This is a genomic window from Kitasatospora sp. NPDC059646 (assembly GCF_042734615.1).
Taxonomy (GTDB): domain Bacteria; phylum Actinomycetota; class Actinomycetes; order Streptomycetales; family Streptomycetaceae; genus Kitasatospora.
This window is the reverse complement of the sequence record NZ_JBHWDS010000015.1, coordinates 137,195-158,129: the sequence shown is the minus strand read 5'-3', so window position 1 is coordinate 158,129 and position 20,935 is coordinate 137,195. Positions and strand designations below refer to the sequence as shown.

The following is a 20,935-nucleotide window of genomic DNA, read 5'->3' as shown; positions in this document are numbered from 1 at the left end:
GTCTCCGGCCCCACCGGCTACGACGGCACCAACCTCACCACCGCCGACTACTTCCAGACCAGCGACTTCGAGGCCGCCGGCCAACAGCTCCACGACTTCGTCCTCACCCGCTGCCGCGGCAGCATCTCCGTGGTCAAACAGCTCGTCCCCGCCACCACCACCGGTGAGGACACCACCGGCGCCACCCCCGCCGGCGCGGGCTGGACCTTCGACGCGAGCACCACCACCAGCGGCATCACCGGACTGCCCGCCAGCGAGACCACCACCGGCGACGGCACCGGCTCGGTGGCCTTCCAACCCACCTTCACCGGCACCACCAGCGGACAGATCACCGTCCAGGAACAGCAGCACGGCGGCTACGAACTCGTCACCCCGGGCGGACACAACGCCACCTGCACCGACCTCGACACCGGACAACCCGTCGACGCCGCCAACACCGGCATCCCCGCCGCTCCCGGCTTCACCGTCGACCTGACCAGCACCGACGCCGTCAGCTGCGTCCTCTACAACCGGCCCACCGCCACCGACAGCGCGGACGTCACCGTCACCAAGAGCTGGCGCATCAACGGAATCGAATACCCGGAAGGCAGCCAGCCCGACGGCTTCACCGCCGACCTCACCCTCACCGGCCCCGGCACCGCCCCCGCCACCCCCCAGCCCTGGGGCGTCCCACGCCCCGGCTACCAGGTCGGACAGACCGTCACCATCGACGAGACCACCACCATCACCGACCGGCGCTGCGCCCTCGCCTTCGCCCTCATCACCACCCTCGACGACACCCGCACCGCCCTTCGCCTGCCCCACACCGCACTGCTGACGGACCGCCACCTGACGGCCCACATCACCAACGTCGTCCTGTGCGTCAAGCTCCCCGTCCCGCTCCCCACCCCGACGCCCACGCCCACACCGACCCCCACCCCCTCGCCCACGCCCACGCCGTGCCCGAGCCCCGAGCCGTCCCACACCTGGTCGCGCCCCTCCGGCGACGACCACGCGGCGGGCCGCCCCGACCCGCGCGCCTGATCCCGCCGCGCGGGGGCCGGCCGGAAGCACCGGACGGCCCCCGCCGGTCGGGCGGCCCGGCGCATCGCCTACGGTGAGCGCATGCGCAGTGATCACCACGCCTGGGACGTCCTGCTGATCGGCGGGGCCTCCGGCGTCGGCAAGAGCCGGGCCGCCGCCCACCTGGCCGCCGGCCGGGGCGCGTTCACGGTCGAGTTCGACGACGTGGTCGCGGCCCTCCAGGCGGCCACCACCCCCGCCACCCATCCCGGGCTGCACCACTTCGCCGCCCATCAGGACCCGGAACGGGAGTTGGGCGCCGAGCGGGTGCTGGAGCTGCAGATCGCCACCGCGCAGGCCCTGGACGAGGCCCTGCTCGGCGTCGTCCGCAACCGGCTGAGCGTGCAGGTGCCGGCCGTCGTCGAGGGCGACTACCTCACCCCCGCCGCCGCCGTCCGCGCCGCCACCGAGGCCGCCGGGCAGCACCGGCGCCTGCGCGCGGTCTTCCTCCACGAGGGCGACCCGGCCCGGATCGGCGAGAACTACGCCCACCGCGAGCCGGACCGCGGACCCCAGAGCGTCCGGGCCGAGGTCAGCGCCGCCTACTCCCGCTGGCTCGCCGCCGAGGCCCGCGCCCACGGCCTCCCGGTGCTCGACTGCCGTCCCTACGACACCCTGCCGCAGCGCCTGGCCGCCGCCCTGGCCTGAACACCCCTCACCTGCGGCGGGCCCGCCGGAGTCTCAGCCGGCGTCGGCCCGGTCGCCGTAGGTCTGGGCGTAGACACTGTTGACGATCTTCTGCGCCAGCTCCTGGTCCGCCGAGGAGGTCTCCACCCGGAGCCACAGCAGGATCCTGTGCAGCTCGCCGTCCCGCTGCCAGGGAACGGTCCGGTACAGCACCAGGCTGTAGCGCCCCCGGCCGGGCGAGGGCTCCTGGTCGCTCCGCTCCGCGTACCACACCCAGGGACGGACCCGCTGCCAGTCGAGCGGGTCCGGATGCGCCGCGCGGTCGTGGTTCGCCACGGCCGCCCCTTCGGCGTCGTCGCACGAACCGCCGCAGTCGAGGGCCGTCAGTTCGATGCGGACCTCCGGCCCGGCAACCCCCAGGGCGCGCGCGGCCTCCGCCGGCCCGCAGGTCAGCACGTACAGCTGCCCCCGCTTCCGCTCCTCCTCACTGGCCGTGTTCGCGCAGTCGAGCTCCCTCGGCCCGCGGAACGCGAACGGCAGGGGCCCCAAGTGCCAGACCCGGGAGCGCTCCTGCTCGCTCCAGGACGCGCCGTGCAGCGTGTCGCGCCAGTCCCGGTGGTAGTAGGCGAAGCGGTTGCCGCTGTCCGGAACGGGGCTCCTCGGGACGGCGTCCAGGCCCGGCGGGGAGTCGCCCCCGGCCCGGCTCCAGCCGCGGCCGCCGACACGCCGCACGGCATGGTCGGCCAGCACCCGCACCACGTCGGACACCCTCCGGTCGGTGGCGAACTCCTCGACGTACAGGACCAGGAGCACGGCGTTCCCGCGGCGGACCGCGACGGTGGCCCGCACCGGCCGGGGCCCCTGGTCGGTCAGGTGGACGTGCGGCCCGTCGTCGGGCCCCGGAACCAGCTCGCGCACGGCGAGAAAGGCCTCGTCGCCCAGTCCGTCCAGAGCCCGGACGGAACTCCTCAGAGTCGTCGCGTACCTGCGCAGGCCCTCGACGTACCGGGAGGCCCGGTCCGGCCCCTGGTCCGTCCCGAACAGCACGGTGGTGACCGTCGCCCGCATGTCCGGGGCGAACGGCGCCTGCTCGGCGGCGGTGCACGCCCGGACAACGGCAACGCCCTCGCTCGCGGGCGGGTGGGCGTACTGGACGTGGTCGGTCGCCAGGAGGCCCAGATCGCGCCGGTCCAGCAGCGCGCACGGCTCGGGAAGCGCCGTCACCGGCCACGGGCCCGGCTGCGCGGCCTGCGTGCCGAGGACCAACGCCAGCTGGGCGGCGAACAGGACGAACGCCACGGCGCCACGCCCGGCCAGGCGCAGCACGCTGCCCGCCCCGGTGGCGGGACGGTCCGGCTCCGCCGGGAGAGCCGCGTCGGCCGCGAGCCGGTCGCGCAGCTCGACATGGCGGAACTGGTACACGCCACCGGACTGGCGCAGGACCCCGCGCCGGTGCGCGTCCTCCAGGAAGTCCAGGAGCCGCAGCGGAAGACGCCCGGACAGCGCGAGCCAGCACCGCGCGACGGCGAACCGACCCCATGCCGACACGGCGACGGCGTGCAACTGCCAGCAGAGCAGGCCGCCCAGCCCGAGGAGGGCCCAGTCGAGCGCGGTGACCCGGTCCGGGCCGTGGACCAGCTGCCACGTCGCCACCATCACCGTCGGCAGCACCAGCTGGCGCAGGTGCGGGTCGTCCAGCGCGTCCCTGGTTCCCAGCGGACCCAGCCAGCCGACCGCCAGGACGGCGCGCCGGTCGCGGGCGAGCAGACGGGCCGGCGAGTCGGCCAGCGCCGTGTCGGCGGGTCGCCAAGTGTGGTGGAGCAGCCACCTGAGGCAGGCCACCAGCCCGCAGGCGGTGGCCAGACCCGCGGCCCGCAGGCCGGTGCCGGAACCCGATGCCAGGGCTGCGGTCCACGCCGCCGCCACACCGAGGGCGGTCGCGCCGGCCTTCCAGCGAACCGCCCGGAGCGCGTCCCGCAGGGCGTCGCCGCCCGGCAGCTCCAAGCTCCGGGGCGCCCGGTGCCAGCCGGGTTCCTCCCGCGCCACGGACAGCGCGGTGAGGCACAGGACCACCGCCGCGACGATCGCGAACGCCCCCGGCACCGACACCGGCACGGTGTCGCCCCACCACGGCTCCCCGAAATCGAACCGACCGACGGTCAGCCAGGCGACGAGGAAGGCGGGAAGCAGCCCCAGGACCCGCACCACCGCCGGAACATCGCGGTCGAAGGTCCACCAGGACAGGTCGGTGCGGCCGGTCGCCTTCATCCGGCCCGCGAGGAACCCGGCCCAGCGGCGCGCCTCCTCCGGCGAGCGCCCGCCGCGCAGCGCCCGCTCGGAGCGCGAGGAGCTGTACACCGCATCCAGGTACGCCGTGTACAGGTGGCCCTGGACCTCCTCGACGGTGCGGAACCGGCCCGGCCGGACCAGTTCGTCCGGGTGGCTGCCGTCCGCGTACGCGACCCGGGCGAGGCCGGCCATCAAGGGCACGTCCAGGGCCTGCCGCAGCAGGACGACCTCGCGGGTCCGGTCCTCGGGGTCGACGAGCCGGTCGACGACGCCGAGCCACCGCGTCCGGCGTCCGCCCGCGCTCAGGTACTGGCCGACGGCGGCGGACGACAGCGGCAGCAGGACGATCTCGGAGCGCAGGAAGTCGCTGTCCACCGGGACCTGTCGACGGTACTGGTCCGGGCGGCTGGTCAGCACGAAGGGCCGGGTGCTGTGCAGCGCCGCCAGTTCGGCGAACGCGGCGCCGCGGCTCGCCGCGGGCAGCTCGTCGAAGCCGTCCAGGACCGGCAGCACCCGCCCGCCGCCGATGAGGCGGCCGGCGACCACCTCCGGGACGGCGCCGGGCACCGGCGTGCACAGCTCGGGGTACTCGGCGGCCAGCCGGTCGGCCGCCCAGGTGTCGAGGCCCTGCCCCGGGTTCCAGGAGGCGAGGTGCAGCACCAGGGGCACCGGCTCGGCCCCGCCCCGCGCACCCCCGCCGGCGGCCTGCCGCTCCGCGAGGAGGTCGCGGGCGAGCCGCACGGCCAGGACCGACTTCCCGGCACCGGCCGGACCGAGCAGCACCAGCCGCCGACCGGGCGTACGGCGGAAGTACGCGGCCAGCGAGTCCGGCGGCTCGACCGCGCCGGCCCCGGCGCCCCGGCCGCCGCCGACCTCCCGCCACAGCACGTCGATCGACTCGGGGTTGTCGGCCTGCCGCAGCCGGTCGTCGTCCCGGTACCGGCTCAGCAGCACCGCGGCGAGCTCGTCGGCCACCCGGTCCAGGACGGCCGGCGAGCTCCAGGACGCCTCCCGGCGCCGCCGCCACGCCGCCGCGACCCGCCCCGCCAGCTCCCACAGCAGCGCGGCCCCGAGCAGGGCCCAGCCGGCGGGGACCGGGCCGACGACCGCCAGCCGCCGCGGCAGCGGCAAGGAGGGCTGCGCCGTCAGCAGGACGACTCCGAGCAGCGACAGCAAGCCGCGGAACCCGATGCCCACCCGCACCGTCAGCCGCTCCAGGTACCCCACCTGGACGACCGTCTCCTGCTGCCCGCCGCGCACCTCGTTGTGCACCGTCAAGCGCCGCGGCGCCCCCCGCCCGATCATCCCGTGTCGCCTAGCCGGCGGCCCCCCGGCCGCCGGGACCGCCGATGTGGAGGGTGCCGATGTACTGGGCCTGGACCGCGGTGCCCTGCTGCCCGCCGGAGATCGTGTTGGTGCCGTCGACGCGCACCCCGTCGCGCACCGGCAGCAGACCCGCGAGGCGACGCGCGAACTCGGGGTCCCGCTCGGCCCGCACCCTCAGCGCGTCCGCGAGCCGCTGCGCCAGGACGGGATCCCCCGGAGCCGTCTCGAACGCCGCCAACTCGGGCAGGCCGGTGGCGTCCGGTCCGACACCGTCCCCGGCCGGCCGCCGCCGCACCTGTTCGACGAGCGACTGCCAGGCGCCCTGCCCCGCCGCTCCGCGCGCCAGCACCATGAGAACTTCCGCAGTGAGCTGCTCCATCGACCCTCCCCCGAATCGCCCCCGTGTGCATCGAGGGTAGGGCAGGACCCGGGCGGGCGGGAACGATGCGGTGCCCCGGCGGCCCCGGTGCAGCGGCGAGCTGAGTATCCGTACTCAGGGGCGGTGGGCGACGGGCCGTCACAATCACTTGCATGAAACGGATACCGGACGCGGTCCCCGGCGGCCGCGGGCGGGGCTTTCGGGTGGCCGCCGACCTGGCCGCGGGAACCGCCCTGCTCCTGCTGGAGGGCGCGGCCCTCGCCCTGACGGTCCTCGCCCTCGGATTCCGGCGCTGGGGGACGGACGGGTCGGCGGACCTCCGGGCCCAGGACCGCCTGGACCTCACGCAGAGCACGTACGTGCTCGGCGGACTGATCGCGGTGGCGGTCCTCGCGGCGGCGCTGGCGGCATGGCGGCGGGCCGCTTTCACCACCGGCCTGCAGATCCTCGCGGCGCTGGCCCTGGCCGTCCTGCTCGGGCAGGCGCACTCGCACTACGACACCCGGTACCCGCCGCCGAGCCCTCCCCGCACGGGCCCGGCCTGCTTCAGCGGCAGCAACGACTGCCCGTGACGCGGGGCAGCACGATCCCCGCAGGCACCCGACGGGCCGGGCCGGTGGCGCGGCCGCGTAGGCCGGCCCTCCGTCCGATCCGCCAGGGGGAGAAATGACCAGCAGATTCACCGAGTTGGTGGTCGACTGCCACGAGCCGGAGCGGCTCGCGGCGTTCCGGTGCGCCGTCCTGGGCTTCGAGGTGATCGACCGGGGCGAGGACACGGTCGAGATCGGCTCCCGGGCGCCGACCGTGGAGGAGATCCGGGCGCGCCAGATGCCGCCCACGGTGATGTTCATCCGGATGCCCGAGGGCAAGACCGTCAAGAACCGCCGAGGGACAGCGGGGCCGCCGGCAGCCGCGCCGAGTCGTCGGGTTACTGATACGTGACGGATTCGCGCCCGGCCGCCGCTGCGTACCGTCGAAGGCGTCAACCCGGCCCCGTCCTCGCAGGAGCAGCACGATGACCGCCTACGCCCTCGCCCAGGTCCACTCCGTCGAACTCGGCCCCGACATCCTCGAGTACCTCCAGCGCATCGACGCCACCCTGGACCCCTTCGGCGGTCGCTTCGTCGTCCACGGCGGCAGGTTCGAGACGATGGAGGGCAGCTGGGGCCGGGACGGGCTGATCCTGATCGAGTTCCCGGACTACGAGCGCGCCCGCGCCTGGTACGACTCGCCCGCCTACCGGGACATCCTGGAACTGCGGACCCGGCACATGACCGCCGACGTCATCATCGCCGAGGGCGTGCCCGCCGGTCACCGCGCCGCGAAGCGGCTCGCCGCCCCCGAGGCGGCCTGACCCGGCCGTGCCCGCCCTCCTGACGTCACGTCAGGAGACGGCGCGTCAGAGCCGGAGAGGGGCGTGCCGCCGGCCCGGCACGGGCGCGGGCGGTGGAGGTGCCCGCGCCGCACCGGCTCGACGCCCCGGCGGGTCACGGCGCGCCGACGGCCCACAGTTCGGTCTTGGCCCAGGCGCCGACGATCGCCACGTCCGGGTTCTGGTGGCGCAGCTCGGCCCAGCGGCCGGCCAGCAGCTGGAGCCGGACGGTCAGCGGGAGCTGCGCCAGCACGGGGGGCAGCCCGGCGGCCGCGGGAGTGGCGGCGAGGGTGCCGACGGTGATGCCCTCCGCGGCGGCGGCCGCGCCGAGGGCGGCGGTCAGACCGTCCGGGTCGGCGTCGGGTTCGAGCAGCAGCAGGCCGTCGGCGGCGCCGAACGGCACGGCCGACCCGTGCAGGTACAGCTCCGACTCGTAGCCCTCGGCGAGGATGCGGGCGGCCTCGCGGACCTTCAGCGCACCCTCCCGGGCGGTGACCCCCCACGGCCCGGCGCCGATCACCGCGAGCGCCCGGGCGGGCAGGGCGACGGCGTCCAGGCCCGGCTCCCGGCAGGCCTCGCGGACGGCGTCGGCGGCCCGGTGCAGCTGCTCGGGGCCGTACTGCTCGGCGCCGAGGCGGTGGGCGAGCCCGGCCAGCACGGTGAGGGCGGCGGTGTAGCTGACGGTGTAGGTCTCGGACTGCTCCTTGGCCACCGTCTCGACCGACTCCGCCCAGTCGGCGGTGCCGACGCCGGTGATCGAGACCGTCGGCACGCCCGCCGCGAGCGCCTGCTCCCGGCAGCGCAGCGCGAAGGCCGTCTCGGCCGTGTGGGTGATCACCACCACGGCGTCGTCGGAGCGCAGCGGAGCGCCCCAGCGGGCGAACTGCGCGGCGGACGACCAGCGGGCGTCCACCCCGGCGTGACCGAGCATCATGGCGCCGAGCTCGGCGGCGTGCTGGCTGGTGCCGGTGCCGAGCAGCAGCACCCGGCGGGCACCAGCCAGGCGCTCGGCGGCCGGCCCCAGGTCGGCCTCGGCCAGGCGGTCGACGGCCTCCGCCTGGGCGTGGACCATGCGGTGCAGGGCGGTCTCCTGGAAGGTGCGGGACACGGGGGTCACTCCTCTCCGGCCGGGCGGGCGGCCGTGCAGATCAGGTGCGGCGAATGGATGTGGAACGGACTCAGGTCGTAGTCCCCGTACAGCTTCTCCGGGACCAGGCCCGCCCGGGCGAGCAGCGCCGTGAGCTCGTGGGCGCTGTAGACCCGGTAGTCGGCGGTGACGCTGCGCCCGGCCGTGCCCGGGGCGGGGTCGAAGGCCTGGATGTTCCAGGTGATACGGCTGGTCAGCGCGTCGAACCGCTCCTCGTAGAGGTACGTGGCGCCGGTGCTGGAGTCGAAGTTGCGGACCACGAACTCCTCCGGCGCGGTGCCGAAGGACTCGCCGCTCTGGGTGAGGAACCAGTCCCGGTTCATCACGTCGATCAGCAGCCGCCCGCCCGGGGCCAGGCGGCTGCGGACCTCGCGCAGGACGGCGAGGTTCTCCTCCTCGGCGTCGAAGAAGCCGAAGCTGGTGTGCAGGCTCACCACGGCGTCGAAGGAGCCCTCCGGGAGGGCGCTCAGGTCGCGCATGTCGGCCCGGACGAAGGAGACCCGCTGCCCGGCGCGCTCGGCCCGCTCGCGGGCCTGCGCCAGGTAGGGCTCCATCAGGTCCACACCGGTGACCTCGAAGCCCGCCGCGCCGAGCGGCACGCTGTGGCGGCCGGTGCCGCAGGCCAGGTCGAGGAGGGCGGCGCCGGGCTTCGGATCGAGCGCGCCGGTGACGCAGCGCACCATCGCCTCGGCGGTGGCCGCGTCGCGCAGCTCCAGGTCGGAGCCGGTGTAGACGTCGGTGAAGAAGGTGCTCCACCAGTCGGTGGGACGGTCGGTCACGGGTATCGGTCCGTTCTGTCGTGCGGGGGAGGGTCAGGCGGGCGGCCGGGCCTCGACGCCGAGGAGGCCGGGGGAGCCGGGCGCGTCGAGGCCCGCCGGCCCGAAGTGCTCCAGGCTGGCCCGCACCCCGGGGCCGGTGTAGTCGACGTAGTGCAGGCGGCCGGCGCCGGCGCGCAGGCCCGGCAGGCCGCCGAACTCGCCGGCGGCCCGGTACTCGCCCCGGCCGCGTTCGACCACGGTGAGCGCCCGGCCGTCCAGGGCGGGGCGGTCCGGGTCGAAGCCGGCCGCCCCGGCCGTGGTGCGGTGCCAGTACGAGCTGCGCTCGGTGCCGTCCGGCAGGGCCTCGACCGCCAGCCAGAGCGTCGCGCCGCCGGACCCGCCGGTCAGCAGGTACTCGGCCCAGCGCTGGGTCGCGCTGCGGACCTGGACGGCGCCGAGGACCGTCGGCCCGCCCGGCAGGACGTCACCCGGCAGCAGGTGCAGCAGCCCGGCCATCAGAACTCCCGCCGGCTGTTCGGCCGGGCCTCCGGCCGCCACGGCGCGTCGTGCAACCGCTCGGGCCCGATGGGCAGTCCGGCCATCAGCGCGGCGTTGTGGTACGCCGGGCTCTCGTCGGCGGTGAAGTAGTCGAGCATCATGGTCCACTCGTCCGGGGCGGGCCCGCCGGCGGGCGGCGGGAAGGGAGTCGGGTCGGCGTAGTACGAGGAGACGGTGACGTCGATGTGGTAGAGCGCCCCGTACCGCTCGGGGTCGGCGTCGGCCGGCAGGTGGCCCGGCCGGGGCGGGCGGTGCAGGCCGTAGCCGGTGGGGCAGGAGCCGCCGAGGTGCCAGGTGCTGCTGTGGCCGGACGGGTGCCCGATGCCGCCGTTGCCGACCGAGCGCAGCGCCGTGCCATGGGAGTTGCGAACGGCCTCGGCACGGGTGCGGAACCGGCCGGCGTCGTGCGCGGCCTGGGTGTGGTGGCCCACCGCGTTGACGTTGAGCAGCATGCCTCCCGGCACCCGGTGGTCGTGCGCCCGGGTGAGGTGGGCGCCGGTGAAGAACACCGTCATGCTGGCCGCGAACAGCTCGACGCTCCCGTCGGGGCGGCGCAGCGGCACGCCGTCCAGGCAGATGGTGTCGGCCGCGATCGGCGCCCACTCCGGCAGGTACAGCCCGACCAGCAGCCGGAACGCGTCCACCAGCTCCGGACCCGGCCGGGCGTGGGCCAGCCGGGCGCTGTTGAACATCACCTGCAGACTGCTGGTGCGGCCCTCCAGGGCACGCAGCTTCCAGCGCTCCCGGGCCCGTTGGAGCACCTTCTCGACATGGTGGGAGCCGAGCGCCAGATCCTCCTCGGTCACCCAGCAGATGTCGAGCGCCGGGTCCGCGTCCGGCCGGGAGGCCACCTTGGCGAAGACGCACGGCTGGTGCCGGCCGATCCAGCGGCGCAGGGCCGCCTCCTTCTCCTCCCGGGAGGCCGCCGCCGACAGCAGCACCGTGTGCGCCTCGTCGATGTCGGCCCCGAAGCCCTGCTCCGGCCCGCCCGGGACGAGCCGGTCCAGAGCCGCCGTCAGCGGATCGCCGCCCTCGGCCGCAGCCGCCACCGCGGGTGCGGCGAGGCCCTGCCCTCCAGTACGTCGCATACGTAACTCCCCCATGTGGGTGCGTTCTTGAAGCCGTGGCCGGAGTCGCCCCCCACCAGCCAGACGGACGGGGCGGCCGGGTGCCGCCCCAGGACGAACTCCTCGTCCTCGGTGGTCGTGTAGGTGCAGGTCTCCGCGGAGAGCACCGGGGCCGCCGCCAGCGCGGGGAAGCGCCGGCGCAGGTAGGCCCGGGTGGACCCGGGCAGTTCGTACGGGGCCGCGGGCCGGGCGCCGGGCGGCGACTCGACGTCGGGGACGACCTTGACCCCGGCGCCGCTCAGCGCACCGATGCCGTACACGGCCCGGCCCGGGTCGAGCCAGGCCGGTCCGGTCGGCCCGCAGGGCAGCGCGGGCGAGTCCAGGTAGTAGCTGACCTGGCCCGCCGGCCGCCCGCAGGCCAGCTCCGGGAACAGCCCCGGCAGCGCCGCGCCGACCGCCCAGACGACCAGCCGGGCCCGGTGCTCGACGCCGTCGACCAGCACCCCCGCACCGGCCGGACGCGCCTCGCCGCGCACCAGCTCGCAGCCCAGCGCCCGGCAGGAGGCGGCCAGCGCCCGAACGGCCCGCCGGGCGCGCAGCACGCCCGCCTCGGGCTCGAACAGCGCGAACTCCAGATCCTCGGTGCCCACCGCGGGGAAGCGCCGGGCCACCTCCCGGGGCGACAGCCGCTCCACCGGGACGCCCAGGTCGCGCAGCGCGGCCAGCGACCGCTCCTCCCAGCCCGTGGCCGTCCCCCGCGACGCGAAGCCGAGCACTCCGCACGGGACCAGCAGCCGCTGCCCGCTCTCGCGCTCCAACTCCCGCCAGCGGCCCACCGACTGCCAGGTCAGCCGGGAGTACCGGCTCCGCTCGCCGTAGGCGCAGCGCAGGATGCGGGACTCGGCCGCCGAAGGGCCGTGCTCGCCGGGCTCGTTCGGGTCGACGACCGTCACCCGGTGCCCCCGGCGGGCGAGTTCACGGGCGATCGACAGGCCGACCACCCCCGCCCCGGCCACCAGCGCGGACCTCACCGCGCCCGGCCGCTCACCGGTCCATCACCTTCGACTCCAGGTCGGCGGGCTGGGTGTCGAAGAAGACCACCCCGGCCTCCGCCGCGCCCTCGGCCGCCAGCGGGCCCAGGTCCGTCCCGCGCACCGGCCCGGTGCGGCCCAGCGCCCGCCACAGCCGCTCGGCGAACTCCGGCATGACGGGGTACGCGAGCCGGGCGAGCAGCTGCGCCGCCGCGGCCTCCACCGCGAGCGTCGCGGCGTCCTCCGGGTGGGCGGCGGCGAACTCGGCCGTGCCGCGGACCAGGTCGCACAGCGCCCGGGCGGCGGTGCGGGGCGAGAAGCTCCCGGCCAGGTACGCGCCGTGGCCGCGGGCGGCGAGGCGCGCCAGCTCGGCCAGGTGGGCGCGGTGCGCGTCGGTCAGCCCGGTGAGCCCGGTCGGGGCGCCGGCCGCCAGGCGGTCGAGCACCGAGGCGAGCCACGGCTGCCAGCGCCCCGCCAACTCGCCGTCCGCCAGGTCGTGGAAGCGCTGCCAGGTGAAGTTGGTCCGCTCGTCCTCGGGCCGGTCCAGGGCCAGCACGAAGCGCACCGTGTCGGCCGGCACGTGCGCCAGCAGGTCGGTCGCCCAGATCGCGTGCCGGCGGCTGGTGGAGAACTTCGCCGCGTCGAGCTCGTAGAACTCGTTGGTCAGCAGCGCGTCCGGCAGCCGCAGCCCCTCGTCGTACGCCATCAGCAGGGCCGGTATCAGCGCCGCGTGGAAGTAGCTGTTGTCGAAGCCGAAGAACTGCACGATGCCCGCGCCGTCCCACGCCTGCCGGGGGTCGGTGCCGTCGCCCCGCCGGGCCAGGGCCTCGGCCACCGCGTTGAGGTAGCCCGGCGCCATCTCCGCCCAGACGTAGACCCGCTGCTCCTCGAAGCCCGCCACCGGGACCGGCAGGCCCCACCCGGTGGGGTGGCTGAGCGGGATGTCCGGCAGGCCGGCCGCGGTCAGCTCCAGGCAGAACGCGCGGAGCCGGGGGCTCATCACGGTCCTGCGGTGGTACTCGGCGAGCCGCTCGGTGTAGCGGCTGAGCGGGAAGACCAGGCGCCGGTAGGAGCGCAGCACCGGCGGCCGGTCGCAGGTGGTGCAGCGCGGGTCGGCCAGGTCGGTGCAGACGTTGGGCCAGGCGCACACCTCGCAGGAGCTGCCGTCCGTGACCACGCCGCAGTGCGGGCAGCCGCCCCGGACGTACGCCTCGAACAGGTAGCGCTCGCAGCCCTCGCAGTACAGGCAGTCCTCGGTGCGGCGCTCCAGGCGGCCCTGCCGCTCCAGGGCCAGCACGAAGTCCCGGACGGCCTCCTGATGGCCCGTCGAGTGCTGCGGGCGGACGTAGGAGTCGACGGCGAAGCCGATCGAGTCGAAGATCGCGGCGATCTCGTCGGCGAAGCCCTGGGCCATCTCCGGGGCGTCGACGCCCAAGGTGCGGGCCTTCGCCGGGACGTAGCTCTGGTGGACGTCCGAGCCGGTGGCGTACAGGGCGTCCTCGGCGCGCAGGCGGCAGGCGCGGGCGTACACGTCGGCCCCGGAGTACGGGCCCGCGAGGTGACCCAGGTGGAGATCGCCGTTCGGGGTCGGCGGTGCGGCGGTGACAATGCTGAACACGGGCATCGCTGGTGAGCTCCTCAGAGGCTGACGGGTCCGTGGCTCTCCGGCCAGTAGACGGAGAGGAACACCAGCCGGCTGTCGCCGGTGTTCGTCACGACATGGCGGCTGCCGCCGGGAATGAACACGGACAGCTCGGGATGGACGGGCGCACGCTCCTCGCCGATGGTGATCTCGCCGCTGCCCGCGAGGAAGACGAAGACCTCGTTCTCCTCGTGCTGGTGCGGCTCGGTCGCCCCGCCGGGCTCCACCACCGCCCTGCCGAAGCCCCAGGGGGCCAGGTCCTCCCCGCCGTGCGGGTAGAGCTGCTGGTAACGGATGCCGTACGCGTCGGTCAGTTCGTGCTCGGTCATCGGACGGATCAGCATGGGCGCACACCTTCCCCCGGCGAATCCGAGGCAATGCGGCGATGGTCCGATTCCCCCGTCAACCCCGTTCGTCGTCGATGGTTGGCGGTGTGATCATCGTCGGGGCGCTGAGTACCTGTCAAGGGTCCTCAGCAGCAGCGGAGTTGGCTCGGACCACCGATTGGCACCCTGTCAGTTCCGCGCCGGAATGGCCATCACCTTGCCCGTTTCGGGAATGCGCGAATTCCCGGCCGGAGGCGCGTCCGCGCCCCGCGGTGCGGTGGGCGGAGCGGGCGCGGCCGGTCGGTCGGCGGGCGCGCGCCAGGGCTCCCGAAACGGTGTCCCCGGTCGGTGAGTCGACTTCCCGTCAGGACGGAAGGCGGCCCTCCGGTTCGACGGCTCAGCCGCCGGCGTCCACCCGGGGAGCCGTCAGACCGGCCGTCAGGAACGCCACCACGGTGGACAGTTCGGGGAACGGCGGGACGGCGACGGAGGCCGCGTCGGTGGCCAGCGGGCGGCCGTAGGTCTCCAGGAGCGTCGTGAAGGCCAGCCGCCAGCGGTCGGTGATCTCGTGGACGGTCAGCTCGGGCAGGGCCCGGCCGAGAACGACCTCGAACGGCGCGGTGCCCGCCCACGGCGAGTTGCTGAGCGGCCGGTCCGCCGCCAGCACGGTCTGGGCCAGCAGCCGGCAGAGCATCCGGCCGCGCTCGGTGCGGACCAGTTCGTCGAACGGCTCGGCGACGGCCATGACCAGCGTCCGCACCTGCGCCGGGCCGGCGGACGCGGGCCGGCGGGTGGCCGCCTCCAGCCGGTCCTGCCAGAGCGGCAGCAGCTCCCGGCCGAGGAGCGCCGCGACCAGGCCGTCCCGGGAACCGAAGTGGTAGTGCACCGCGCCGGGATTGAGCCCGGCCGCCGCGTTGATCGCCCGCACCGAGACCTGGCCGACCCCGCGCTGCAGGAACAGCCGCTCGGCGGCGGCGAGCAGCCGGTCCCGGGTGGAGGCGGGATCCGGGCTCTCGGTCGAGTCCTGGGTCGGGTTCTGGGCTGGTCCGTCCGGCATGACGCCATTGCACCACAGCAGGTCGGGTTACCATCCAATCAGTGATTGAAAACCGATTGGCAGGCGTTCGGAAGGACGCCCGGCCAGTCCCGTGCGCACCCGCGCACAGTGATCGAGAGGCACGCACCATGGGCACCTACGCCGTCACCGGATCCGCCTCGGGAATGGGCGCCGCCAGCGCCGCCCTGCTCCGGGACAACGGGCACACCGTCATCGGCGTCGACCTCCACGACGCCGACATCACCGCGGACCTCGGCACTACGGAAGGCCGCCGGACCGCCGTCCGGGCGATCCTCGACGCCTCCGGCGGCTCCCTCGACGGAGTGGCCGCGGTGGCCGGCGTCGGCCCCGCCATGCAGGACGCCGGTGCGGTCGCCGCCATCAACTACTTCGGCCCGGTCGCCCTGCTGGAAGGCCTGCGCCCGGCGCTCGCCCGCTCCACGGCCGGCCGCGCCGTCGTGATCGGCTCCAACTCCTCCACCACCGTCCCGATGATCGACGAGGAGCTGGTCGACCTGCTGCTCGCCGGCGACGAGGCCGCCGCCCGCGAGCACGCCCGCGCCGCCCAGGCGGCGCTTCCCGCCGAGGCGGCGCAGACGGCGCCCAGCATCTCCGCCTACGCGACGTCCAAGTTCGCGCTCGCCCGCTGGGTCCGCCGGACGGCCGTCACGCCGGCGTGGGCCCGCGAAGGCGTCCTGCTCAACGTCATCGCCCCCGGAGCGGTGATCACCCCGCTGATGCTCGGCTCCACCGGCGCCGGCGAGGAACCGGACGCCGACGCCTTCCCCACCCCGATGCCGCTGGGCGTCTTCGGCCGGCCCGAGGACATCGCGTTCTGGGTGCACCAGTTCCTGCGGCCGGAAGCCCGCTTCACCACCGGCGCCACCCTGTTCGTCGACGGCGGCACCGACGCCGCGATGCGCCCGGACGCCCAGCCCACCGCGCTGACCCTCTGAACGGCGGGCCCGTCCGGCGCGGCGCGCCGGACGGGGCTGTCGACGTAGTGGTGGTCGAAGCGCTCCGCGGACTCGGCGATCTCCTTCGGCTCGGCCTCGCCCCGCATCGCCCGGCCGAGCAGCCGCAGGCAGCGGGTGGGCCGGCCCCGGGTGGACGGGGCCGGCGGAGGGGTCAGCTCGCGCGGGCGAAGGAGGCGGCGAGCCGGGGGACGTAGTCGGCGAGGGCCGGGGCCCAGCAGCCGTAGTTGTGGCCGCCGTCGCAGGTGGGCGACAGGGTCGAGCCGTTGCCGTAGTTCACCAGTCGGCCGGCGACGCCGAGCTGGTCCAGGCGGTTCTTGACGGTGGTGGCGGCCAGGGCCGTGAAGTGGTCGATCGGGCCCTGGTCGCCGGTGTAGAGGGCGATGTCGGTCTCGGCGAGGCGGGCCAGGTTGCCGAGGGCGGCCGGGTTCACCTCGTTCCAGACGTGGTCCGCGCCGAACACCGGGTAGGGCGAGCCGAAGATCGCGTCGCTGTCGACGACCGTCCCGTAGCCGGTGCACTGTCCGGTGCCGGCGGGGCTGGAGGTGCTGACCGCGCACCACGCGCCGGTCAGGTTGAGTTCGGTGGCCAGCACCGCGCCGCGGATCTCCGCCATGCCGAAGTCGATGCCGCCGGAGAGCGCCGCGACGTGGCCGAACAGGTCGGGGCGGGCCTCGGCGTAGTGCAGCGCGCCGTAGCCGCCCATCGACAGGCCGACGACCGCCCGGTGGGAGCGGTCGGCGAGGGTGCGCAGGTTGGCGTCGAGGAACGGGACGACCTGCTCGGTGTGGAACGTCTGCCAGTCGGCCGCGCCGACCGGGGTCCGCTGCATCACCCAGTTCGCGTACCAGCTCTTCAGCCCGCCGTCCGGCACGACGGTGATCATGCTGTCGGAGTGCAGGGCGGGGGCGGCCGAGGCGTCGTCCACGGAGCCGCCGGCCCCGTGCAGGAAGTAGGTGACGGGCCAGCGCCGGTCGGGTTCGGCGGCGTAGTCGCGGGGGAGCAGGATGCGGATCCGGTGGGTGCCGGAGAGCCGGGCGGTGGTGACGGTGACGGTGAAGTCGGTGCTGGAGCGCACCTCGGGCCGGCCGACCTGGGTGAGGCCGTAGCCGTCGGCGAGGACGGGCGGTGCGTCGTCCTGGGCGTGGGCGGGTGCGGCGCCGAGCAGCGCGGCCAGGACGGCTGCGGCGGTCGCGGCGGCCGCGGTCCTGGCCCGGCGGTACCAGGCGGTCGGGGTGACGTTCACGTGCGGATCCTCCGGAGACGGGTCGGTGGGCGGTGGCGGTGCCGCGGTCTGCGGTGCCGGTCTAGAGCGCGCAGTAGGCGTCGGCGGTGGCCTTCGCGGTGTCCTGCTGGCCCTTGGTCGGGGCGAGCAGGTGGTACTCGTTGTTGGCGCGGACGACCTGCTTGCTGCCGTCGTCGTTCGCGTACCAGTCGCTGTAGTAGCCGAGGACGGCCCCGTTGTGGCCCCAGGCCCACTGCCCGCACGGCAGTTGCTGGTGGACGACGCCCAGCCCGTAGCCGGTCCTGCCGTCCGTGCCGACGGGGACGGTGGTGGTGAGTTCGGCCTGCTGCGCGGGCGGCAGGAGCCGGCCGGACATCAGGGCCCGGCCGAAGTCGGCCAGGTCGTCCAGGGTCGAGACGATCGCCCCGGCCGCGCCGAAGACCTGCACGTTGGAGGTGGTGGCGTCGAGGATGGCGATCCCGACCACCGGGTACTCGTAGCCGTGCAGGTAGTTGCCGTGCAGCGCGGGGTCGGTGGTGGGGAAGGTGGTGTGCCGCAGGCCCAGCGGTTCGACGATCCGGTGCTGGATCTCGGTGGCGGGGTCGTTGCCGGTGACGGCCTTGATCACCATGCCGGCCAGGACGTAGTTGGTGTTGGCGTAGCTCCACTGCTGCCCGGGCTCGGCGGTCGGCGCGTGCTGGGCGAGGGCGAGGTCGACCAGGGCCTGCGGCGTCCAGGTGCGGGTGGGCTGGGTGTTGAGCGCGTAGGCCAGCGCGAACCCGTTGTCCTTGGCGTAGTCGGGCAGGCCGGAGGTGTGGTTGAGCAGCTGGCGCACGGTGATCCGGCCGCCGTCGTAGCCGTTCGCGGCGACCGCGCCGGGCAGCCAGGCGGCGACGGTGTCGTCCAGCGACAGCCGGTGCTCGGCCTCCAGTTGGAGCAGGACGGTGGCGGTGAACGCCTTGGTGTTGCTGCCGATGCGGAACTGGGCGGCGGGATCGGCGGGCGCCTTCGTGGACAGGTCGCCGGTACCCGCGTGCACGTACTGGACGGTGTCGCCCTGGCGGACCAGGCCGATCACGCCCGGGTAGCCGTCGGCGACGCCCTGCAGCGCGCCCGCCTGCAGGAGGGCGGCGGCGGTCGGGGTGCCGGCGTGGGCGGTGCCGGTGGCGGCCGCCGCGGCGAGCAGCAGGGCGGCACCGGCGGTGGCGAGGCGGAAGGGCTTCATCGGACTCCTCGGACAGCGGACGGATCCGGCGGACCCGCGGCGCGCTCCCGGCCGTCCGGCCGGTTCCGGCGCCGCATCGGCCGGGTGCCCTCCGATGCTGCGGCCGCGCCGCCGGCCCGGACAGGTCAGAGCACCGGCCATACCTGACCGCTTGTCATGTCCCCAGGTGGGAAGCGGTACTGGCCTCCCGGACGCCGGTCACCCGCGCCCGTCGGCCCGGTGGAGGACGCAGCCGGGCCGGGCCGGAGGCGGTCACCGGAGGCCGGTCGTCCGGGCGGACGGCGACCCGGTGGCCGCCGCCGACGGGAAGGCGGCCGGCGCGTAGCGGGGATCGCTCCGGCGGAAGGCGCGGCCGAGGTGGTGCTGCAGCCGCACGTGGCGGAACTGGTACACCGCGCCGGTCCGCCGCAGCACGCCGCGCCGGTAGGCGTCGTCCAGGAACGCGGCCGGCCGCCAGGGCAGCCGACCGGTCAGGGGCAGCCAGACCCGGGACAGGACCAGCCACTGCCCCCAGGCGGTGAAGGCCAGCAGGTAGGCCGCGGTCCCGCCGATCCCGCCGACCGTGCCGATCACCAGACCGTCCGTCAGGCCCCAGTGGAGCGGACCCAGCAGGCCCTGGAGCGACCCGGCCACCAGCCGCCCGCCGAAGGCGATCGCGAGGGTCAGTGCCGGAGCCAGGACCAGGAACTGCCGGGCCACGGTGGCCCGGTTCGAGGCCAGCAGGTCGGCGGGGGTGGCCGCCGAGGCGATGTCCACGGGGGCCTCCAGCGCGGCGGCCAGCCCGAAGACCAGCCCGGCGGCCGTGCCGAAGATCAGCCCGAGGCAGAGCATGTCGATCAGGGTGCCCACCAGCAGCTGGTGGCGGGTCGGCCCGCCGTCCCCGTACAGCACCCGTTCGAGGGCGCTCGCGGCCGCGTACCCGCCGCCCACCAGGAAACCGCCGAGCAGACCGTGCAGGAACCGGGCGGCGAAGGTCCGCACCGGCCGCCGGCCGAGGCCCGCCCGGCCGCCCGGCAGCCGCAGCCGCACCCGGCTCGGCTCGAACACCGCCTCGCCGCCGACGGCGAGCAGCAGCGCGTACACCGCCCCGAAGGCCAGTCCGGCGATCGGCCCCATCAGGGCGCCCTGGAGCAGCACCTCGGCCGCACCCGCTCCGGTGCACACGCCGACCAGCCAGTCGGACACCGCGACGCACGCCGCGGTGGACGCCATGACGACGGCGGTACGGGTCGAGCGCGGCAGCGAGTCGCCCAGCCGCCACCACGCCAGGTCCTGCCGCTCGTGGTCGAGGCCGTCCAGCTGGTGGGCGAGCCGGGCGAGCCAGTGCCCGGCCCGCCGGGCCTCCCACTCCCGGGGCCGGCCGCCGGCGGAGTCCCGTTCGGGCACCCGGGGCCGGTAGACGGCGGGCACGAAGTCCGCCAACAGGTGCTCCTCCACGGCCCGTCCGGTCGGGAAACGCCCGGCGTCGAGCAGCTCGGCCGGGTCGCGGTCGGGCGAGTCGCTGTAGACGGCCCGGGCCAGGCCGACCATCAGCGGAGTGCTCAGCACCGCGGCCAGGCGCTCGGCCGCCGCGGTCCGTCCCGCCCGGACCTCCGCCAGCACGGCGTCCCAGCTCGACCCGCCCCCGGCGCCGCCGGTGACCGGCCGGGCGGTCCGCGGCAGGTAGTGGACCAGGTCGTCGGGGGAGAGGTCGGCCAGCTCGACGGCCGCCGCCCACAGCAGCGGCGCCCGCGCCTCCCGGACGGCCTCGGCGAACTCGGCCCGGCGACTCGTCACCACCAGCGGCAGCGAGGTGGCGTTCAGCACCCGCAGGGCCTCGCACCGCAGCCCCTCCGCGATCTCGTCGAACCCGTCGAGGACCGGAAGGACCAGATCGGCGTCCACCAGCGCCGCAGCCAGCGTCGACCCCGACGGACCCCGGCGGGCCAGGTGCGGGTGCTCGCGCAGCAGCCGGTCGACCAGCCAGTCCCGCAGCGCGGTGACCGTCGGATCCCACGACCCCGCGCCGAGCACCACCGGCACCCGCCCGGCGGCGGCCGGCGACCCCAGGCAGTCCAGCAGGAACCGTACGGCCAGCACCGTCTTGCCCGAGCCCGCCCGGCCCAGGACCACCAGCCGGCCGGACGGGATGCGCCGGTAGACCTCCAGGACGCTGCGGAGATCGCCGTCCAGGTCCAGCCGGCCGGGCGCCTCGCCCGGCCCGAGCCGCTGGACGTTCTCCGGACGGTCCGTCAGCCCCGCGGGCGCCGGCCGCCAGCGCACCGGCAACGGGAACGGATCGTGGACCTGCCGCTGGGCCTCCTCCCGCTGCCAGCGGCGCCGCACCTCGGCCGCCAACTCCCGCACCGCACCGGCAAGATCGTCCGGCACGGGGGCCGGCTCCGCGGCGGGCGTGCCGACCGGCGCGGGCACGGGGGCCGGTGCGGACGGCTTCGGCTCCGGCCTCCCGGCCGATTCCGTCGGCGGCTCCGGTTCCGGTTCCGGGCGCGGCGTGGAGAGCAGCCGGGCCAGCAGGCGGCGGTCCTCCTCGCCGATGTCGAGCGCGTCGGCCAGCAGGTGCACCGTGCCCAGCCGATGGTCGGTGGAGCCGCCGCGCTCCAGCCGCCGGATGGTCCGGACGCTCACGCCGGACCGCTCCGCCGCCTGCTCCTGCGTCAGCCCCGCCCTGCCGCGCAGCCGGCGCAACAGCGCGCCGAGCTGATCTGCCACCGGACCGCCCCCTCCCTACCCGCCAGTACGGACCGGGGCGAGCCTACCGGGGGGGGGGGGGGCCCCCCGCCCCGGCGCCCCCCCCCGGCGCCCGGCGGCGACCCCCCCCCCCACGCCCCCCCCCCGCACGGCGGGGGCGCGGACACAGCATGGGGCACCCC

At 75.6% G+C, this 20,935-nt stretch carries 17 protein-coding genes and 3 pseudogenes; 6 read left to right on the top strand and 14 right to left on the bottom strand.

Annotated elements, in window-relative coordinates; translation table 11 throughout:
• Positions 1-1,023, top strand: a pseudogene (locus ACFV1L_RS13755) (VWA domain-containing protein); the annotation flags it as partial.
• An 81-nt stretch (positions 1,024-1,104) separates the two neighbouring features.
• Positions 1,105-1,710 carry an AAA family ATPase gene (locus ACFV1L_RS13750; protein ID WP_380365556.1) on the top strand — a complete coding sequence of 202 codons (606 nt, stop codon included), beginning with the start codon at positions 1,105-1,107 and terminating at the stop codon, positions 1,708-1,710.
• A 33-nt stretch (positions 1,711-1,743) separates the two neighbouring features.
• Here the strand turns inward: ACFV1L_RS13750 and ACFV1L_RS13745 are convergent, their stop codons facing one another.
• Together ACFV1L_RS13745 and ACFV1L_RS13740 are read right to left on the bottom strand one after the other, a co-directional pair.
• On the bottom strand, positions 1,744-5,250 hold the full coding sequence (locus ACFV1L_RS13745; protein WP_380365568.1) for an NACHT domain-containing protein: 3,507 nt from the start codon (positions 5,248-5,250) through the stop codon (positions 1,744-1,746).
• Positions 5,251-5,293: 43 nt separating this feature from the next.
• Positions 5,294-5,683 carry a hypothetical protein gene (locus ACFV1L_RS13740; protein ID WP_380365555.1) on the bottom strand — a complete coding sequence of 130 codons (390 nt, stop codon included), beginning with the start codon at positions 5,681-5,683 and terminating at the stop codon, positions 5,294-5,296.
• Between the two features lie 152 nt (positions 5,684-5,835).
• On the opposite strand from ACFV1L_RS13740, the gene ACFV1L_RS13735 reads away from it, so the two are divergent.
• The 3 genes and pseudogenes from ACFV1L_RS13735 (at position 5,836) to ACFV1L_RS13725 (ending at position 7,037) form a co-directional block, all read left to right on the top strand.
• The gene (locus ACFV1L_RS13735; RefSeq protein WP_380365553.1) at positions 5,836-6,255 is read left to right on the top strand and encodes a DUF6234 family protein; all 420 of its coding nucleotides are present in this window, start codon (positions 5,836-5,838) and stop codon (positions 6,253-6,255) included.
• A gap of 94 nt (positions 6,256-6,349) precedes the next feature.
• A pseudogene (locus ACFV1L_RS13730) lies at positions 6,350-6,568 on the top strand (VOC family protein); the annotation flags it as partial.
• A 130-nt stretch (positions 6,569-6,698) separates the two neighbouring features.
• Entirely contained in the window at positions 6,699-7,037 is a 339-nt protein-coding gene (locus tag ACFV1L_RS13725; protein WP_380365551.1) for a DUF1330 domain-containing protein, read from the top strand.
• A gap of 133 nt (positions 7,038-7,170) precedes the next feature.
• Here the strand turns inward: ACFV1L_RS13725 and ACFV1L_RS13720 are convergent, their stop codons facing one another.
• From ACFV1L_RS13720 to ACFV1L_RS13685, 8 genes are all read right to left on the bottom strand, one after another.
• Positions 7,171-8,163 carry an SIS domain-containing protein gene (locus ACFV1L_RS13720; RefSeq protein ID WP_380365550.1) on the bottom strand — a complete coding sequence of 331 codons (993 nt, stop codon included), beginning with the start codon at positions 8,161-8,163 and terminating at the stop codon, positions 7,171-7,173.
• Positions 8,164-8,168: 5 nt separating this feature from the next.
• On the bottom strand, positions 8,169-8,981 hold the full coding sequence (locus tag ACFV1L_RS13715) for a class I SAM-dependent methyltransferase (RefSeq protein WP_380365548.1): 813 nt from the start codon (positions 8,979-8,981) through the stop codon (positions 8,169-8,171).
• A 33-nt stretch (positions 8,982-9,014) separates the two neighbouring features.
• Positions 9,015-9,476 carry a DUF4178 domain-containing protein gene (locus tag ACFV1L_RS13710; RefSeq protein WP_380365546.1) on the bottom strand — a complete coding sequence of 154 codons (462 nt, stop codon included), beginning with the start codon at positions 9,474-9,476 and terminating at the stop codon, positions 9,015-9,017.
• Complete coding sequence (locus tag ACFV1L_RS13705) at positions 9,476-10,606, bottom strand: hypothetical protein (protein ID WP_380365544.1); 1,131 nt, start codon at positions 10,604-10,606, stop codon at positions 9,476-9,478. Before ACFV1L_RS13705 ends, ACFV1L_RS13710 begins: the two co-directional genes overlap by 1 nt.
• The gene (locus ACFV1L_RS13700; RefSeq protein ID WP_380365542.1) at positions 10,534-11,601 is read right to left on the bottom strand and encodes an FAD-dependent oxidoreductase; all 1,068 of its coding nucleotides are present in this window, start codon (positions 11,599-11,601) and stop codon (positions 10,534-10,536) included. Before ACFV1L_RS13700 ends, ACFV1L_RS13705 begins: the two co-directional genes overlap by 73 nt.
• A 28-nt stretch (positions 11,602-11,629) precedes the next feature.
• Positions 11,630-13,240 carry a methionine--tRNA ligase gene (locus ACFV1L_RS13695; RefSeq protein WP_380365540.1) on the bottom strand — a complete coding sequence of 537 codons (1,611 nt, stop codon included), beginning with the start codon at positions 13,238-13,240 and terminating at the stop codon, positions 11,630-11,632.
• A 14-nt stretch (positions 13,241-13,254) separates the two neighbouring features.
• Positions 13,255-13,602, bottom strand: coding sequence for a cupin domain-containing protein (locus ACFV1L_RS13690; protein WP_380365539.1), 348 nt, complete (start codon positions 13,600-13,602; stop codon positions 13,255-13,257).
• A 379-nt stretch (positions 13,603-13,981) separates the two neighbouring features.
• On the bottom strand, positions 13,982-14,641 hold the full coding sequence (locus ACFV1L_RS13685; RefSeq protein ID WP_380365537.1) for a TetR/AcrR family transcriptional regulator: 660 nt from the start codon (positions 14,639-14,641) through the stop codon (positions 13,982-13,984).
• Positions 14,642-14,769: 128 nt separating this feature from the next.
• Here ACFV1L_RS13685 and ACFV1L_RS13680 point away from each other — a divergent pair, with 128 nt between their 5' ends.
• Positions 14,770-15,597: an SDR family oxidoreductase gene (locus tag ACFV1L_RS13680; RefSeq protein ID WP_380365536.1), complete on the top strand. Its 828-nt coding sequence runs from the start codon at positions 14,770-14,772 to the stop codon at positions 15,595-15,597.
• 17 nt (positions 15,598-15,614) lie between these two features.
• Here the strand turns inward: ACFV1L_RS13680 and ACFV1L_RS13675 are convergent.
• The 4 genes and pseudogenes from ACFV1L_RS13675 to ACFV1L_RS13660 all read right to left on the bottom strand — a co-directional run.
• Positions 15,615-15,725: pseudogene (locus tag ACFV1L_RS13675) on the bottom strand (cupin domain-containing protein); the annotation flags it as partial.
• Between the two features lie 44 nt (positions 15,726-15,769).
• Positions 15,770-16,861 (bottom strand): alpha/beta hydrolase, encoded by a 1,092-nt coding sequence (locus ACFV1L_RS13670; protein ID WP_380365535.1) that lies wholly within the window; start codon positions 16,859-16,861, stop codon positions 15,770-15,772.
• Between the two features lie 61 nt (positions 16,862-16,922).
• Positions 16,923-18,065, bottom strand: a complete 1,143-nt coding sequence (locus ACFV1L_RS13665; protein WP_380365533.1) for a serine hydrolase domain-containing protein — start codon at positions 18,063-18,065, stop codon at positions 16,923-16,925.
• 252 nt (positions 18,066-18,317) lie between these two features.
• On the bottom strand, positions 18,318-20,774 hold the full coding sequence (locus ACFV1L_RS13660) for a helix-turn-helix domain-containing protein (RefSeq protein ID WP_380365531.1): 2,457 nt from the start codon (positions 20,772-20,774) through the stop codon (positions 18,318-18,320).
• Between the last annotated feature and the right edge of the window lie 161 nt (positions 20,775-20,935).